Raw genomic sequence first — 16,518 nt, 5'->3', positions numbered from 1 at the left:
AGACAAAAACTTAGACTTTAGGTCTAACCAGTGCGGAGCGGTAGTTCAGTTGGTTAGAATACCGGCCTGTCACGCCGGGGGTCGCGGGTTCGAGTCCCGTCCGCTCCGCCACTTATTTAGACAAAGCCCTAGCAGAAATGCTAGGGCTTTTTCGTTTGCGCTATTATTTTGGTCTACGACCAACGAGTCCCGCTCGTGTGCGAGTTCAATTGCATGCAAGTCATTTATTTGGAAAACCTGCTCTCGGAGTGGTTTTCGTCGTTTCTAGAACCTTCAATTTCCTACTCGCTCTAGCCTTATTTACCATTAAGCTCCCTTCTTCTTAAACTGAACTCTTTTACTTGTTTACTATATGTATGTAGGTGCTTACTATCTTGTTAGTGACCATTAAATATAGATCTTCATTTATAATCTCTGAATCTAAGCATTATGACTGCACATCTTTAAAAGATAAGTGAGAATCATTATTAATATTTAGTTACACTCACATCAGTTGGAATAATGAGTGACTAAATACATGGATATATCTCGTCGACGCTTTCTTCAATCTTCCTTAGCGATCTCTGCGCTTACCGTTCTGCCTGCATGTTCTCTATCTAAGAGCACTAACAAACAAGGTCAGCATATATACGACATCACTGCGGAGCCTTCTACTGCTGAATTAGTACCAGGGTTTACCACGGATGTACTTGCATTTAATGGCTTGATTCCAGCGCCTACGATTCGTTGTCGCCAAGGCGAGAAAGTTATTATTCGGTTTACTAACAAGCTTTCAGAGCCGACTACAATCCACTGGCATGGCTTACGAATCCCTATTGAAATGGATGGTGTCCCTTTCTTGAGCCAGCCGCCTATCATGCCAGGTGAAACATTCGTTTATGAATTTACACCACCAGATGCGGGCACATTTTGGTATCACCCACACATGAATAGCGTTAAGCAACTTGGGATGGGCTTAGTCGGGCTAATCATTGTTGAAGAGGCAGAACCCGTTCTATTTAATGAAGAGCATGAAGTCGTCCTCAAGCATTGGCATTTAGACAAACAAGGTCAGTGGAAGAATCTAATGGTGCCGCGCTTGAGTGCACGTATGGGAACGACAGGAGAGTGGAGTAGCGTCAATGGTGTGCATGAGCCTGTTTATGCGTTGAAGCAGAATGCTACCACGCGATTAAGAATTGCTAATGTCGATAACACCATTACTTACCCGATCGCTATAGAAGGCGCAGAGGCTTGGGTTATTGCTATAGATGGTAATCCTGTTAAAACGCCTTATAAGCTCACTCAGCACAAAATTGGTCCGGGAATGAGGTTAGATGTCGGATTGATTGCTCCGAAGGCTGGAGAACGTGTTTATGTGCGTCAAATGAAAGGACGTTTCCCATTTCCTTTGTGTGAGTTTGATATTGTTGAGTCTGACCTGCCGAGTAATCAGAAACTGCCTTTATTGCCTCTAAACCCTGTGCCTGATCTTGATTTAGAAAATGCTGAGCAAATTGATTATGTGTTTGAATGGGAAGGGGCGGTCACTCCTGCCGACAAATCGGGCAAAGCGATACCTAAGTTTTGGCTGATGAACAAACGAGCTTGGGAGGGAATGAGTAAAGATAATATTCCAGCGCCGCTTTCAACATTGGAGCTCGGAAAAACCTATATCTTCAACCTTAAGAACGTCACCCAATATCATCATCCTATTCACCTTCATGGGCACACATTTACTGTTCTTGAGTTAGATGGCAAAAAACTCGATGAACCGTTTCATACCGATACGGTCTTACTTGGAAAAAACGGCAGCGCGAAAGCGGCATTTGTTGCAGATAACCCAGGACGTTGGATATACCATTGTCATGTGATCGAACACATGAAGACGGGTTTGATGGGGTACATCGAAGTAAAGTGACTCCTGTAACTTTTTAAATCTTGATAAGTTTTAAGCGCTATACTTTGCTGAATTCTAAGATTGTATAATCACTATTGCCGTAAATTTGATTACAATGTCGCCATTAACTTTTCTGGGGGAATTATGGGACAACTATCCGTTTTGGGTTTTATTGCATTGGGTGGTGCATTTGGTGCATGTTCTCGTTACTTAATTTCTGAACTTTGTGTGATGCTACTCGGTCGTGGCTTTCCGTACGGTACCTTGACCGTGAACGTTGTTGGCTCATTTATTATGGGTCTACTGATCGCTGCGTTTGAAACTGAGTTGATGGTCACTGACCCATGGCGTCAAATCATCGGTCTTGGCTTTTTGGGCGCATTAACCACATTCTCTACTTTCTCGATGGATAACGTGTTGCTTATGCAGCAAGGCGCTTTCTTTAAGATGGGATTGAACGTATTGCTGAATGTCGTGTTAAGCATTTCAGCTGCGTGGATTGGTTTCCAATTATTGATGCGTAGCTAGCAAAAATACTCAAATCTTAATCAGGTCGGCTTGGTTTAACCAAGCCGTTTTTATATACTGATTTTACTTGTCGGAGTGCCATAAGGCTGAGACCGTTAATTCGGGATCCGTTGAACCTGATCAGATTAGAATCTGCGAAGGGAACAAGAGAAGATATCTACACCAGAGTTCTATCTGGTCGACCTATCAAATAGTCGAATGTTGTTATAGACGAAGAGCACTTGCTCAATCTGTCTTTAATTCGATTCCTCTTGTCGCATCTATCCGCCAAGCATTTTTATCCCAATACTTTTTATCTAAGCATAACAAAGCAAGGAAAAATGCTATGTCGAGTCGCAAGCAAGCGAGACTGGAAGCAAAACAGTTCATTGATACACTCTCGGTACAACCGTACCCAAATTCAAGCAAAGTCTACGTAGAGGGTTCACGTCCTGATATTCGTGTGCCAATGCGTGAAATATCACTCGCTGATAGCCTTATTGGAGGCACAAAAGAAGCGCCTATTTTCGAGCCTAATGAGCCAGTACGCGTTTACGATACCTCGGGTGTATACACAGATCCAGAACACACCATCGACCTCTACAACGGCTTACCTAAGCTGAGAGAAGGATGGATTGAAGAGCGTGCCGATACTGAACTACTCGATGAAGTAAGCTCGGTATACACCAAAGAGCGCCTAGAAGATGAAACGCTAGACGATCTTCGTTATGGTAATCTACCACGTATTCGACGTGCCAAAGGTGGGCAGTGTGTGACTCAGTTACACTATGCTCGCAAAGGCATTATTACCCCAGAAATGGAATACATCGCCCTGCGTGAAAATATGGGGCGTGCTCAGTACCGCGATGAAGTGCTGAATCAACAGCATCCGGGTCAAAGCTTCGGAGCGAATCTTCCAAAAGACATTACCGCCGAGTTTGTGCGTAAAGAAGTCGCCGAAGGTCGCGCGATTATCCCTTCCAATATCAACCACCCAGAATCCGAACCAATGATCATTGGCCGTAACTTTTTGGTCAAAGTGAACGCCAACATCGGTAACTCATCGGTCACTTCTTCGATTGAGGAAGAAGTAGAAAAGTTAGTATGGGCAACGCGCTGGGGTGGAGATACCGTTATGGATCTCTCTACTGGACGTAATATTCACGAAACTCGCGAGTGGATTCTGCGTAACAGTCCGGTTCCGATCGGTACCGTACCTATGTACCAAGCGCTTGAGAAAGTGAATGGTGTTGCGGAAAACCTTAACTGGGAAGTGATGCGCGATACTCTGATCGAGCAAGCAGAGCAGGGCGTTGACTACTTCACTATCCATGCCGGTTTACTACTTCGTTATGTGCCAATGACTGCAAAACGCGTTACTGGCATCGTCTCTCGTGGTGGTTCTATCATTGCGAAATGGTGTTTAGCGCATCACCAAGAAAGCTTCTTATATACCCACTTCCGAGAGATCTGTGAAATCTGTGCTAAGTATGATGTGGCTCTTTCTCTGGGTGATGGTCTGCGTCCTGGTTCGGTTGCCGATGCTAACGACGAAGCGCAATTTGCAGAGCTTCGTACTCTTGGCGAATTGACCAAGGTTGCGTGGGAATACGACGTACAGGTGATTATCGAAGGTCCTGGCCATGTTCCAATGCATATGATCAAAGAGAACATGGAAGAGCAGCTAGAGCACTGTCATGAGGCTCCTTTCTATACCCTTGGTCCATTGACGACAGACGTCGCTCCCGGTTACGACCATATTACTTCAGGCATCGGCGCTGCCATGATTGGTTGGTATGGTTGTGCAATGCTTTGCTACGTCACTCCTAAAGAGCATCTTGGTTTACCAAACAAAGAAGACGTGAAAGTAGGCATGATCACTTACAAGCTTGCTGCGCACGCCGCTGATTTGGCGAAGGGACACCCTGGTGCACAAGTTCGTGATAATGCGCTTTCTAAAGCTCGCTTCGAGTTCCGCTGGGAAGACCAATTTAACTTGTCGCTCGACCCAGATACTGCTCGCGCTTTCCATGATGAAACCTTGCCTCAAGAGTCTGGAAAAGTTGCTCACTTCTGTTCGATGTGTGGACCAAAGTTCTGCTCGATGAAGATCTCGCAAGAGGTACGAGAGTATGCGAAAGACACTGAGCAAGTTGCTGCGGACCAAGCTATCTCAATCAAAATGCTGGATGATCCTCTTGAGGGGATGCGTCAGAAATCGCAAGAATTTAGAGAGTCAGGTTCTGAGCTATACCATCCAGCAGCACATGTCGAGGTAAGTGACTAATGAGCAAAATCCTTATTCCGTCATCATTGATTGAACTGACTGGTTTAGTTCAACAATGTTTGTTGTTGGCGAAAGAACAGGGTTTTAGTATCGAAGACATTGAGTTGGGTGTGAGCCCAACTCAATCTATTCAGCTTGTTCGAGACCAACAGACCACACGTATAACGACAGATCTTATTGATGGTTATGACTCTGAGCATGAGAGTTCATTTGTGTTCCATTACCGCTCTGCTTTATCGGTAGAAGCGTGTGCTAAGCAACCGTCGAAAGCGATTTATATTGGCATTGCTGATACGCAGGTATCCGATGAAAAGGAGAAAGTGCTTCAGCTTGATATCTGGCGTCACCCAATTGACAATGAAGTGAGAGCGCTTTCCGTTAAGTCCAAATTCAACGCAATGTTCGATCCCGAACATCACCTTGCTTGGATAGTAACGCTGACAGTACTCGATTTTCCTATCGAAGATGCGTTAACACTTGCTCGAGGAATGCTAACTCAACAAGCGAATGTTTCACGTGAAACACTGTTGAATGACAACCTTGGTAAGGGAAGATCTACTCAGTGGGCTGACCAATTTGATAATTTCCCCACACCTGTACTGGAGGATAACCGACTAGGTATTCAAGTTGGTTGGTCTGCACAAGGCGAGAGCGTTAGCTTTCCAACTCTAACTAAGCAAAGCCTAGGGCTCTATCCAGTCGTTGATGATGTTGCTTGGATTGAGCGTCTACTGCCACTAGGCATCAACACTATTCAACTGCGAATCAAGAACCCACAACAAGCCGATTTAGAACAACAGATCATTCGAGCAATTGAGCTAGGTCGTCAGTACCAAGCACAAGTGTTCATCAATGACTATTGGCAGTTGGCAATCAAGCATGGCGCTTATGGCGTTCACCTAGGACAAGAAGACATAGAAGAATCGAACTTGGCTCAGCTAACCAAAGCCGGCATTCGTCTTGGTCTTTCTACTCATGGTTATTATGAGCTACTGCGCATCGTACAAATTCATCCTAGTTACATCGCGCTAGGGCATATTTTCCCAACCACCACTAAACAGATGCCATCGAAACCACAAGGTTTGGTGCGCTTAGCTTTGTATCAAAAGTTGATTGATAGCATTCCTTATACAAATACAGAGGCTGCTTTCCGTCCTTCAAAAGACAAAGTAGGTAGTGACTATGTGCTTGGCTTTCCGACGGTTGCGATTGGTGGTATTGACCAATCTAATGCAGACCAAGTTTGGCGCACGGGCGTATCTAGTTTGGCAGTTGTGCGAGCTATTACGTTGGCAGAATCACCTCAGTCCGTCATCGAATTCTTTGCACAACTGATGAAAGAAAGACAGCTAACGTTTACTGATCAGAATAGTGAATTAGCGCATACCAAGAGAGGCGAGCATGCTCACGGATAAGCAGTTCCTTCGCTATCAACGCCAAGTAGCTCTGCCTGAAATTGCTGAAAGTGGGCAAGAGCGTTTGAGCAAATCGCATGTGCTGATCATCGGTTGTGGTGGGTTAGGGAGCGCAGCGAGTTTGTACTTGGCATCAGCGGGTGTTGGTAAATTGGTTGTGGTCGATAACGATGAAGTTGATAGCAGTAACCTGCAACGCCAGATCATTTATCGTGAACAAGACCTTCAAGTTGCGAAAACAGAAGCAACTGTAAAACAGCTCACTGACCTCAATTCTATGGTTCAAATTCGTGCTCTCAATAAGCGATTGGACAAAGCACAGCTGCAGCTTGAGGTGATGCTAGCGGATGTGGTGCTCGACTGCACCGATAACATGCCAACGCGCCAGCTAATTAACCAAGTTTGTTTCGAGCAAAATACGCCGCTCATCTCGGCGGCGGCAATTGGTTGGCAAGGGCAATTCGCTGTTTTTGATTACCAAACATCAAGTGAACAAGAAGTGCAGAGTAAAGCCTGTTATCGCTGTTTGTATCCGTTTGACGAATTACCGCAAACGCAAAAGTGCAGTGAGAGCGGTGTCGTCGGTCCGGTTGTGGGCACACTTGGCAACTACCAAGCGATAGCGGCAATTCAAAAACTGGCGACGGGAACGTTTCATGTCGAGACTGCCAAGTTGCATCTGTTTGATGGGTTGAAACTGCAATGGCAAACCATGGCGATAAGCAAAGACAAACAGTGCCAAGTGTGTACTCAGATTTAGCTTACGAGTAATGGGTAGAATTAAGAGAGTTGGAAGCAATGACGTTATCAGAACAACAAACAACACAAATGACCGCTGCTGACCTAGATGTGATCACTATTGTCATCAATGACCAGTCACATCAAGTTGCCATTGAGTCGAATCTACAGCAAATCATTAGTCAATTTGCGCTGCCTGAAATGGGCTGTGTTTTTGCAATTAATAACAATGTTGTGCCGCGCAGTGAGTGGGCTAGCACAGTTCTTTCACAGGGAGATAGCATCTCTTTGTTTCAAGCGATCGCAGGGGGGTAAAGTCGATGCTTAAAATTGGTGATAAACAATTCGAATCAAGACTGTTCACGGGAACAGGGAAGTTTGCCAACAGCCGATTAATGGCAGAAGCGATTCAAGTATCGGGTTCTCAACTTGCGACCATGGCGTTGAAGCGTGTGGATGTGAACGACCAACAAGACGATATTTTGCTGCCGCTAGTACAAGCGGGCGTGAACTTATTGCCGAACACCTCGGGTGCAAAAAATGCTAAAGATGCTGTGTTTGCAGCACAATTGGCAAGAGAAGCGTTAGGTACAAACTGGCTAAAACTGGAAATTCACCCAGACCCGAAGTACTTGATGCCCGATCCAATTGAGACGCTTGCGGCCGCTGAACAACTGGTTCGTGAAGGCTTTATTGTGCTTCCTTATTGTCATGCTGACCCGGTTCTGTGTAAAAGATTGGAAGAAGTTGGCTGTGCTGCGGTCATGCCATTAGGTGCGCCGATCGGTTCTAACAAAGGGATAGTTTCTCACGATTTCCTAGAAATCATTATCGACCAAGCTAATGTTCCTGTCGTTGTCGATGCGGGTATTGGCGCACCTTCACATGCCGCGCGTGCGATGGAAATGGGAGCGGATGCCGTGCTCGTCAATACTGCGATTGCAGCTTCGAGCGATCCCGTTGCGATGGCGAAGGCATTTAAGTTGGCGGTAGAGTCCGGGCGTATGGCTTATGAAGCCGGACTTGCAGGTAAGGTTTCTCATGCGGTTGCGTCGAGTCCACTGACGTCATTCCTAGATGATCTTTAGTCTTAGATTAGTTTAGCTATTAAGCGAGGAAAACATGAGCTTCGTTGAACAATTTAAGCAGCTGAATTGGGATGACATCTCGATGTCGATCTACGCGAAAACGGCACAAGATGTCGAGCGAGCATTGAATAAACCCAAGCGTGATTTGGAAGATTTTAAAGCGCTAATTTCACCAGCGGCTGAAGCGTACTTAGAGCAAATGGCGCAACTGTCATACTCGGCAACTCGTAAGCGCTTTGGTAATACCATGTCGCTTTACATTCCATTATACCTCTCTAACTTGTGCGCCAATGCTTGTACCTATTGTGGCTTCTCGATGGAGAACAGAATCAAGCGTCGTACTTTGAATAGGGATGAAGTGGCTGCAGAAGTTGAAGCCATTAAACGCATGAAGTTTGATAGCGTATTGCTGGTGACTGGCGAACACGAAACCAAAGTGGGCATGAAATACTTCCGCGAAATGGTGCCGATGATTAAGAAGCGCTTTAACTATTTGGCGATGGAAGTGCAGCCGCTAGATCAAGACGAATACGCAGAGCTCAAGACATTGGGTTTGGATGCGGTGATGGTCTATCAAGAAACGTATCATCCTTCGACTTACGCCGAGCACCATTTGCGTGGCAACAAGATGGATTTCGAATACCGATTGGATACACCCGATCGTCTTGCAAAAGCGGGTATTGATAAGATCGGTATCGGTGCTTTGATAGGGTTGGAAGAGTGGCGTACCGACTGTTTTTATGTGGCAGCGCACTTGGACTATCTTGAGCGCACGTATTGGCAGACTCGTTACTCGATTTCTTTCCCGCGTTTGCGTCCTTGTGAGGGTGCGCTCCAACCCAAATCAGTCATGACGGATAAGCAACTTGTTCAGCTGATTTGCGCTTATCGTTTGTTGAATCCAGAAGTGGAGTTGTCATTATCGACTCGTGAGTCACCGAAGTTTAGAGATAACGCATTGCCTTTAGGCATTACCAGTATGTCTGCGGCATCGAAAACTCAGCCGGGTGGTTATGCGATGGATGATGTTGAACTCGAGCAGTTTGAGATCAGTGATGAGCGAAGCGCAGGTTCTGTGGAAGATATGATTCGAGCCAAAGGGTTTGACCCTGTATGGCGAGATTGGCACTCGGCGTATTCTGGTTAAGTAGCAAAGAAAGCCACTGGTCATCGTTATGTTTCACGTGAAACATAGGCAAAAAAAGAGGGTTGATGCAAAACATCAACCCTCTACTTTTTTCTAGCTTCTAGCTTCTAGCTTCTAGCTTCTAGCTTCTAGCTGTGTGCTACTGGTAGTGTTGCTTGACGAAGCCACTCTTTCACATCACCTTCAACAAGTGGGCTGATCTCATCCCATACCTTCTGATGGTAATCATTCAGCCAAGCAAGTTCTGGACGAGTTAGCATATCAACGTTGATATTTCGCTTGTCGATTGGACAGCGCGTTAGCGACTCAAATGACAGAACAGGGAAGTCACCGTTAGTTGGGGTTTCAACAACAAGCTCTAGGTTCTCGATACGGATACCAAACGCATCTGCACGGTAGTAACCTGGCTCGTTGGATAGCACCATACCTTCTGTTAGAGGCACATCGATTTGCTTCTTCGAAATGCTCGCTGGACCTTCATGAACACTTAGGAAGTGACCAACACCGTGACCAGTACCATGATCGTAATCGTAGCCTTCCGCCCATAGGTGCTGACGAGCTAGCGTATCGATTTGGTAACCACGAGTGCCTTTCGGGAAACGTGCACGTGCAACACCGATGTGACCTTTTAGCGCAAGAGTGAATTGTTTAATCATCTCTTGTGAAGGCTGACCGATCGCAATTGTACGCGTGATGTCTGTTGTGCCATCTAGGTACTGACCGCCTGAATCCACTAGGTAAAGCGTGTTCAGTTCTAGCTTGCCAGGTTCAGGTTGGTTCTCGTGGTTGTAGTGACACATCGCCGCGTTGCCACCTGCTGCCGAAATAGTATCGAAGCTAAGATCCATAAGTGTCGGGTCTTCGCTACGGAACGCTTCCAGTTTGTCTGCAAGGGTCGCTTCATCATGCAGGTTACCTGCAACGACTTCAGCATCTAACCATGATAGGAACTTACTCATCGCCACGCCATCGCGGATATGACATGCTTTCATGCCTGCGATTTCAACCGCGTTTTTCGCCGCTTTTGGCATTAGGCATGGGTCAGCTTTACTCACCACTGATGCGCCAGCATTTTGTAGAACCAACTTAAACCATGCGTTACTTGTCGCAGGGTCAACCAGTACATTCTTGCCAGTTAGAGTTTCTAGTCGTGCTTGTAATGCTTCTGGGTGATGAACTGTTACGCCAGAACCAACGTGAGCGTCAAACTCAGCAGGTAGGCGAGCTGGATCTAGGAAGTATTCCACGCTTGAATCTGAATGCAGAATCGCGTGAGAAAGCAGAACTGGTAGACGTGATACATCAAGACCACGAATGTTGAGTAACCAACAGATAGAATCAAGTGCTGTGATCACTGCGCTGTCTGCGCCGGTTTTTTTCACCAGCTCTGCGATTTCTTGACGTTTGCTTTCACTTGATTGTCCAACCGCTTCTGTTGCCATTAGGCGAACATCAGAAACCACAGGAGCAGGGCGGTCGTGCCACAGCTCATCAATTGGGTTGCTGGCGAGAATCTTAAGCTCAAGTGCGCCTGCAAGTTTTGCTTGTGCCATGTCTAGCCAAGCAGAGTTGTGCATGCGAGGGTCGATTGCCACAGACGCGCCATTTGCAAGATGGTCTTTAATCCAATCTAGTGCTGGTTCTTCAATTAGGTGACGGTATTCGAATAGATCAGCAGGAACCTGCTTAGTGACTTGTACCGTGTAGCGACCATCAACAAAGATAGCGGCTTTGTCTTTGGTGATTACCGCAGCACCAGCAGAACCGGTAAAACCAGTTAGCCAGTGTAAACGCTCGTTGTGCGCTGGTACGTATTCGCCCAAGTACTCGTCTTCATGTGGGACAAGTAGGGCATCAATATTATGTTGTGCTAGCCATTCGCGAATTGCATTCACGCGGCTTTGGGTATCGTTGTGCATCTGTGTTATTCCTTCAAATTACCGCTCCTTCATGCTCAGGTGTGGGAGCTGTTTCCATCTGCTTCATGCAGTTTACGATTCCATTGAGGTTCGCAATCACTTCAATAGAGTCGGAGTACAACAGACCATAGATGAGCCAAAAAGGACTATCGACTGTTAAGCTACTCATTTTACCGTAAGAGCGCAAATCGCGTCCGGGATTTTTATCTAAGATGATCGGTTTTTTGCGTGATCATAGTACGTAGCCAAGTTAAAGCTGGGTCATTTTCTCTGTCTCGGTGCCAGAACAAAGTGTAAGCCATTGGCGGGAATTCGAGTGGCAGCGGCAGTAACGCCATGTCGTGTTGTTTAGCTGCCAACTTCACAAAGTGGCTTGGCGCGGTAAACACAAAATCGGTGTAAGAACACAAACTGGCGGCACTGTTAAAGTCCGGTACGGTGACTGCGATATCACGTTCGCGACCAATGTCGGCTAAACGATAGTCGAGCAACCAACGGTCGTTGCCATCACAACGCACCTGTACATGACGCAGGGCTAGGTAAGCTTCTAAGTTCCAGTTACTACGCAAAGCCGGGTGGTCTTTACGCACGATACACATTTGGTGGTCGCGATAGATTTCCTGTTCACAAATGTCATCGGGCGGCAGCATAGTCAGCTTGGCATCGTTGATGTCGATATCTCGACCTGTCATGCCTAAATCGATTTCACCGCGTTGAATCATCTTGAACGTTTGTTCCGACCAAGAGTGGGTGCTTATGGTCACGCCTGGCGCTTGTTGGAATATTGCTGGCAAGAAGTGGGGCAGAATGAGCGGGTAGACACTCTCTACCGCTGCGATTTGAAAACGGTACTCACTGCTCTGTGGCGAGAACTCTTCGGGTTGAGTCAGCACCTCAAGTTGGTTTATCAACAGATCCAGTTTCGGTTTAAGGAACAATGCGCGCGGTGTTGGCGTCAATCCGTGTGAGTTTCGAGTGAATAGAGGATCATCAAATTGGGTACGTAATTTCGCTAAGGATTTACTTACGGCAGACTGACTCAAGCACAGTCGGTGGGCGGCTCGGGTGACATTCAACTCTTCAATCAGCACTTTAAAACAGACCAGCAAATTGAGGTCGATGCGTGCCAGTTTCTCTACGTTCACAGTGATTTTCCCCATTGGAATAATGGTCATGAGTATACATCATTTCCATTCATATCATCAGATGATTAAGCTTTGCTCAAAAGTTCTTGTTCAATTTGGAGTGTTTTGTGTCTAGCCATATTACAAATAGCAAAAAACAGATGGCGCTGTTGACCATGTTAGTTCTGTTCAGTCCGCTTGCGATTGATATCTATCTACCTGCTTTGCCTCTTATCGCGTCCACTTTTCAGGTAGAAAATGCATTGGCACAAGACACCATCACTTGGTTCCTATTTGCTATGGGCGTTGGTCAGCTATTCGCTGGTCCCTTGGCAGATAAACTCGGACGTCGAACTGTTGCATTGGGAGGCATCACCATCTACGCATTGAGCGCTTTATTGGCGTGGAGTGCTCAAAATATTGAGTGGATGTTGGCGGCTCGCTTGCTACAAGGCTTAGGTGCTTGTGCAACATCTGTAGCAGCCTTTGCAACAGTTCGCGATATCTTTGGTCCGGAAAAAAGCGGCAAAATGATCAGCTACCTTAACGGTGCGATCTGCTTTATCCCAGCATTAGCACCGATTCTTGGTAGTTGGTTAACCCAACAATTTGATTGGCGTGCAAACTTCAGCTTTATGGCGGGTTTCGCTGTAATTGCAGGAGCGATGATGTTCTTTGGAATGAAGGAAACCAACCCTGCAACAGAAAAGCAGGCGGTATTTAAACTGAGCCGCTACTGGGCAGTCTTGAGCACACCATCATTCATCTTCCACGCTTCACTGTGTTTGATGGCGATGGCGGTCATTCTTGCTTATGTAACGTCTGCACCTGTAGTGTTGATGACAGGCATGGGACTATCGATGAATGAATTCACCTTCTGGTTTGGTCTGAATGCGGCGTTCAACATTGCTGCTTGTATGCTTGCGCCTAAGTTCATGGATCGCTGGGGCACACACAATTCACTGGTTGTTGGTATCTGCTTACTGGCAATTGCTGGCGTGATCATGATGGTGATGAAAGAGCACCACACGGCACTGTCTTTCATGCTACCAATCTTTATCTCATCGGTCGGCTTTGCTTGGATTCTTGGCGCAGCAGCAGGTAAAGCGTTGGAACCGTTCGGTGATAAAGCGGGTACTGCGGCTGCACTACTTGGTTTGTTCCAAATGAGTGGCTCTGGTTTGTTGGTGGGTACGCTACAGCGTTTATCACTGGATCCACAAACTCTGATTGCGATTCATATGTGGGTATTGCTTCCAGCATTAGTGATTCTGTTTAGCAAAGCTGGTAAGAACTGGCATGCGAAATTGGCGAATGCGTAAAACTCGGTAATTTAGTATTTTCCAATGTACTTAACGCGTGTATATTTGTCGTTCAAACTTTTCTCGACACCATAACGGAACTCATAAAGTAATGTCGTTAACCACGTATGAAATGGCTCGTATCCTAGAGCAAATGGAAGAGTCACCAGAAAAGGTGATGTTTGGTAAGTTGCTTAACGAATTAGGTAACCAAAGCTCTGAGCGCATTCGTAGCGCGGCAAAACAAGTTCCAGTGCCAGTCCTACGCGATATCGTGTACCAATTTCAGCAAGTGATTGAGTCACGTAAAGGCGAGCAAGTAGAGCAGATGGCAAAAGATCTCGCGAAGCAGGGTATCTCACCTGAAGAGCTACTGGCTTACTTGAACAAATAATAAAAAAATCCCCGCATCATGCGGGGATTTTTTTAGTGAGTGATTTTCTTCTTCAGTATGTGGTCGAAGGATAATGGTCCTGGTCCCCAAACAATCACAACTAGGATCATCAATCCCCAAAGTTGGTGATCATAGAAACCTTTCTCCCATAACAGCGGGTAAGAGACCACGGCGATGATGTTGAATACAAACAGAATCGCAGCCATCGGGCGGGTAATCAATCCTAGTGCCAAGAACACCGGTAGAACCAATTCTGCAGCCGTTCCTAAGTAAGCCGCCAATTCCCATGGCAGTATTGGCACTTGGTATTCCAGCTCAAATAAATACAGTGTGCTATCCCAAGACGAGAGTTTGATTAGCCCTGAATTGAAGAACACCCATGCAACCCACAAGCGACAAAAGAGAAGTAGTAAAGGGATAAAGCCAGCTTGTAGGGTGCTGATTAAATCGTCGTACCGATTTACTAAGTTTTTAACCGTATCCGTCATAGAGTGCTCCTTAGATTGATTTCAATGTAAAGCCGTCAACGAGATCGAGTGCCATGATGCTATTGAGATGAGCGAGTAAAACGTCAGGTATTTCGCTCAAACTCTGTTTCTGCTCTAAACATTGCAGTAGTTGGAACACGCCGGCATCGAGTGCGTGACACAAGGCTTCTCCATTGGCTTGAATCGAGATGACACCTTGCTGTAATTGGTTGATATTAAGTTGTTCGAATTGGCCAGTTTGAATCGCGCTGAACAAATCAAATACTGCGTAACTGGAGTCAAAGCTGCGGCAGCCTTGTTTGAGGTGCAAAACCAAAGCGGGTTGTTGCTCTTCACTCACTTCGCCAAGCAACGCAAGCGGTTTTAATTCTGTCGCATTGGATTGTTCATATTGTGCTTGACGAGCGAGGTCGATATGCCACTCGAAGCGTGCGACTTCAGGGCTGTAAGGGGCTTGTGCGATCACCTGACTGAATTGCATGATGGTGTCTTGAAAGCCTTCGCCATAATGCACCACATTTCCCTCTTCCAATGGATAAGTGAGAACGTGCTGGCGAGCCATCTGTTCAAAGCATTCTTCACCAAGTAGCGCTTCAACCATTGGGTAGGTAGCGGACAACACTTCGCTTAAGCTTACTATAAAGTTATTGCGGTAAATCTGCATGCGTTCATCAGCGGTAAACTCATCACTGGCAATATCGCAATCTTCACCGAGTGCTTGATAGTGTAGGGCTTTCGCAAACTGGCTTTGTAAGGTGGCTAGATTCATGATGCCTTCCTTGGTTCGCTTTGTTCACTTGGAAGTGTGCCTTGCAACAGCAGTCGGGATGCTTTCTGCGCTTCTCCGAGCAAGACTTCTGGCGCGGGGATATCCAAATCCCATTCAATCAACGCATGACGTGGACCATGTTTTTTTGTCCACTGCGCGAACAGTTGCCAAACTTCATCGCTAACTGGGCGGCTATGGGTATCAATCCATATCTCACCTTTGTCGAGTTGTTTGATGGTAAAACCTGCCAAGTGAATCTCATCCACTTTGTCGCCTGGAATTGCATCTAGGTATGTGTCGCAATCAAAACCGTGGTTGAACGCCGAAACATAAACATTGTTTAGATCGAGCAATAAACGACAGTCAGTGCGCTTTTGCACTTCGGTAAGAAACTCCCATTCGCTGATGGTCGAATGTTGAAACTTCACATAACTAGATGGGTTCTCTATCAAGATCTCGCGTTGCAAATAATCCTGCACTTCATTCACGTTACGAGTGAACACTTTGAGCGCTTCTTCCGTATACGGAAGTGGAAGCAGGTCATTAAAGTAGTGACCGCCGTTTTCACTCCAACTCAAATGGTCAGAAACAAGAATCGGGTCGATTGAGTCAATCAGCGCTTTAAGTTGAGCAAGGTGCTTTTGATTCACACGTTCCACCGAACCTAGTGACAGACCAATGCCATGGCAGCTAATTTGATACTGCTCGCGCAATGCTTGTAATTGATTGCGCTCAGCAGCGTTGGGTTGAAAATAGTTTTCACTGTGGATTTCTAACCAAGATAACTCGGGTTTGTTTTGGCTAAAGTAATCGAGGTGAGGGGTTCTTAATCCAACTCCAACTAGGTCGTGGAAGGTGTGGTGTTTCACGTGAAACTCCTTTTCAAATCGGGCGGGAAGAGAAGGATGCGCTGGTTGAGCGTCAACGCATCCTTGCAGTAGCTAGCGATAAAAGATTATGAAGAAGAAGTGCTACCGCCAACGAGTTTGTCACATAGACCTTTTGGTACGACTACGAATGCGTCTTTTTGGTTATCTTCTTTAGAAGTACCAGCACATGAGCTGCTTTTCGTTGCACAGTCGTTTTTACCTGCTTTAGAAACGCCGTAGCACTTTTCTTTATCAGCAGCGACAGCTGGAGCTGCAGTTAGCATTGTGCCACCAAGAGCTAGAAGACCAGTAACAGCAGCAGTAACAGCTAGATTCGACTTTTTCATAATAAATTCCTCTGAATGATTTCCTTTACTTTAAGTTGGCAAGATGAATCGCCTGTTTTGGCGTTTTTGTTATCAACTTGCTTAACTTAAAAGATAGGAAACTGGCTAAAAAACTTTCAGAAAAATTTTCGAAACAAATGGTTTTAAAGAATGGAATTTATATAACTTATTGATGTGTAGAGTAAAAAAACGACGAATTTTTTATGAATTTTTGTCTAATCTGAAGAGGTTGTTTAGGTTATAATC

16 protein-coding genes, 1 tRNA gene and 1 riboswitch are annotated in these 16,518 nt (G+C 45.9%); of the genes, 11 read left to right on the top strand and 6 right to left on the bottom strand.

The features are described 5' to 3' along the window. The first annotated feature begins 34 nt into the window (after window positions 1-34). The 9 genes from NL647_RS26490 (at window position 35) to thiH (ending at window position 9,061) form a co-directional block, all read left to right on the top strand. Window positions 35-111: transfer RNA gene (locus tag NL647_RS26490), tRNA-Asp, on the top strand. A 406-nt stretch (window positions 112-517) separates the two neighbouring features. Then, entirely contained in the window at window positions 518-1,900 is a 1,383-nt protein-coding gene (locus NL647_RS26485; RefSeq protein ID WP_253650891.1) for a multicopper oxidase family protein, read from the top strand. A 123-nt stretch (window positions 1,901-2,023) separates the two neighbouring features. Continuing rightward, a complete protein-coding gene (gene crcB / locus NL647_RS26480) occupies window positions 2,024-2,407 on the top strand; it encodes a fluoride efflux transporter CrcB (RefSeq protein ID WP_005430379.1) in 384 nt (127 codons plus the stop codon). Window positions 2,408-2,468: 61 nt separating this feature from the next. Beyond that, window positions 2,469-2,567, top strand: a riboswitch (TPP riboswitch). 165 nt (window positions 2,568-2,732) lie between these two features. Next, the gene (gene thiC / locus NL647_RS26475) at window positions 2,733-4,673 is read left to right on the top strand and encodes a phosphomethylpyrimidine synthase ThiC (protein WP_253650890.1); all 1,941 of its coding nucleotides are present in this window, start codon (window positions 2,733-2,735) and stop codon (window positions 4,671-4,673) included. Then, entirely contained in the window at window positions 4,673-6,088 is a 1,416-nt protein-coding gene (locus NL647_RS26470; protein ID WP_253650889.1) for a thiamine phosphate synthase, read from the top strand. Before thiC ends, NL647_RS26470 begins: the two co-directional genes overlap by 1 nt. Next, window positions 6,075-6,848 (top strand): HesA/MoeB/ThiF family protein, encoded by a 774-nt coding sequence (locus NL647_RS26465; RefSeq protein WP_253650888.1) that lies wholly within the window; start codon window positions 6,075-6,077, stop codon window positions 6,846-6,848. The genes NL647_RS26470 and NL647_RS26465 overlap by 14 nt, the downstream gene beginning before the upstream one ends. A gap of 38 nt (window positions 6,849-6,886) precedes the next feature. Next, window positions 6,887-7,141, top strand: coding sequence for a sulfur carrier protein ThiS (thiS, locus tag NL647_RS26460; RefSeq protein WP_005447251.1), 255 nt, complete (start codon window positions 6,887-6,889; stop codon window positions 7,139-7,141). Window positions 7,142-7,146: 5 nt separating this feature from the next. Continuing rightward, on the top strand, window positions 7,147-7,914 hold the full coding sequence (locus NL647_RS26455; protein WP_053053635.1) for a thiazole synthase: 768 nt from the start codon (window positions 7,147-7,149) through the stop codon (window positions 7,912-7,914). A gap of 34 nt (window positions 7,915-7,948) precedes the next feature. Beyond that, window positions 7,949-9,061: a 2-iminoacetate synthase ThiH gene (gene thiH, locus NL647_RS26450; RefSeq protein ID WP_039988745.1), complete on the top strand. Its 1,113-nt coding sequence runs from the start codon at window positions 7,949-7,951 to the stop codon at window positions 9,059-9,061. A gap of 128 nt (window positions 9,062-9,189) precedes the next feature. Here the strand turns inward: thiH and NL647_RS26445 are convergent, their stop codons facing one another. Further along, the gene (locus NL647_RS26445) at window positions 9,190-10,980 is read right to left on the bottom strand and encodes an aminopeptidase P family protein (protein ID WP_253650887.1); all 1,791 of its coding nucleotides are present in this window, start codon (window positions 10,978-10,980) and stop codon (window positions 9,190-9,192) included. 203 nt (window positions 10,981-11,183) lie between these two features. Then, the gene (locus NL647_RS26440; protein WP_045491402.1) at window positions 11,184-12,125 is read right to left on the bottom strand and encodes a LysR substrate-binding domain-containing protein; all 942 of its coding nucleotides are present in this window, start codon (window positions 12,123-12,125) and stop codon (window positions 11,184-11,186) included. A 107-nt stretch (window positions 12,126-12,232) separates the two neighbouring features. Between NL647_RS26440 and NL647_RS26435 the strand changes: the two genes are divergently transcribed. Then, complete coding sequence (locus NL647_RS26435) at window positions 12,233-13,426, top strand: multidrug effflux MFS transporter (protein WP_009696776.1); 1,194 nt, start codon at window positions 12,233-12,235, stop codon at window positions 13,424-13,426. 91 nt (window positions 13,427-13,517) lie between these two features. Beyond that, a complete protein-coding gene (locus tag NL647_RS26430; protein WP_005447240.1) occupies window positions 13,518-13,799 on the top strand; it encodes a hypothetical protein in 282 nt (93 codons plus the stop codon). Between the two features lie 32 nt (window positions 13,800-13,831). On the opposite strand, the gene NL647_RS26425 is transcribed toward NL647_RS26430, so the two are convergent. From NL647_RS26425 to NL647_RS26410, 4 genes are all read right to left on the bottom strand, one after another. Beyond that, window positions 13,832-14,287 (bottom strand): DoxX family protein, encoded by a 456-nt coding sequence (locus NL647_RS26425; RefSeq protein WP_061065480.1) that lies wholly within the window; start codon window positions 14,285-14,287, stop codon window positions 13,832-13,834. A gap of 10 nt (window positions 14,288-14,297) precedes the next feature. Beyond that, on the bottom strand, window positions 14,298-15,056 hold the full coding sequence (locus NL647_RS26420; RefSeq protein ID WP_061065479.1) for a DNA-binding domain-containing protein: 759 nt from the start codon (window positions 15,054-15,056) through the stop codon (window positions 14,298-14,300). Continuing rightward, window positions 15,053-15,925, bottom strand: coding sequence for a DUF692 domain-containing protein (locus tag NL647_RS26415; RefSeq protein ID WP_253650886.1), 873 nt, complete (start codon window positions 15,923-15,925; stop codon window positions 15,053-15,055). Before NL647_RS26415 ends, NL647_RS26420 begins: the two co-directional genes overlap by 4 nt. 86 nt (window positions 15,926-16,011) lie before the next feature. Continuing rightward, window positions 16,012-16,272: a DUF2282 domain-containing protein gene (locus tag NL647_RS26410; RefSeq protein WP_005451246.1), complete on the bottom strand. Its 261-nt coding sequence runs from the start codon at window positions 16,270-16,272 to the stop codon at window positions 16,012-16,014. Window positions 16,273-16,518: the final 246 nt, after the last annotated feature.

This window comes from Vibrio sp. Y29_XK_CS5 (genome assembly GCF_024181835.1).
In the GTDB taxonomy this organism is placed as follows: Bacteria; Pseudomonadota; Gammaproteobacteria; order Enterobacterales; family Vibrionaceae; genus Vibrio; species Vibrio harveyi.
Note: the sequence above shows the minus strand (reverse complement) of the source record. Positions and strands in the feature narration are given on the sequence as shown.

Coding starts and splice junctions, on each gene's coding strand:
- NL647_RS26485 (WP_253650891.1), top strand. CDS start 518: ATGGATATATCTCGTCGACGCTTTCTTCAATCTTCCTTAGCGATCTCT.
- crcB (WP_005430379.1), top strand. CDS start 2,024: ATGGGACAACTATCCGTTTTGGGTTTTATTGCATTGGGTGGTGCATTT.
- thiC (WP_253650890.1), top strand. CDS start 2,733: ATGTCGAGTCGCAAGCAAGCGAGACTGGAAGCAAAACAGTTCATTGAT.
- NL647_RS26470 (WP_253650889.1), top strand. CDS start 4,673: ATGAGCAAAATCCTTATTCCGTCATCATTGATTGAACTGACTGGTTTA.
- NL647_RS26465 (WP_253650888.1), top strand. CDS start 6,075: ATGCTCACGGATAAGCAGTTCCTTCGCTATCAACGCCAAGTAGCTCTG.
- thiS (WP_005447251.1), top strand. CDS start 6,887: ATGACGTTATCAGAACAACAAACAACACAAATGACCGCTGCTGACCTA.
- NL647_RS26455 (WP_053053635.1), top strand. CDS start 7,147: ATGCTTAAAATTGGTGATAAACAATTCGAATCAAGACTGTTCACGGGA.
- thiH (WP_039988745.1), top strand. CDS start 7,949: ATGAGCTTCGTTGAACAATTTAAGCAGCTGAATTGGGATGACATCTCG.
- NL647_RS26445 (WP_253650887.1), bottom strand. CDS start 10,980: ATGCACAACGATACCCAAAGCCGCGTGAATGCAATTCGCGAATGGCTA.
- NL647_RS26430 (WP_005447240.1), top strand. CDS start 13,518: ATGTCGTTAACCACGTATGAAATGGCTCGTATCCTAGAGCAAATGGAA.
- NL647_RS26425 (WP_061065480.1), bottom strand. CDS start 14,287: ATGACGGATACGGTTAAAAACTTAGTAAATCGGTACGACGATTTAATC.
- NL647_RS26420 (WP_061065479.1), bottom strand. CDS start 15,056: ATGAATCTAGCCACCTTACAAAGCCAGTTTGCGAAAGCCCTACACTAT.
- NL647_RS26410 (WP_005451246.1), bottom strand. CDS start 16,272: ATGAAAAAGTCGAATCTAGCTGTTACTGCTGCTGTTACTGGTCTTCTA.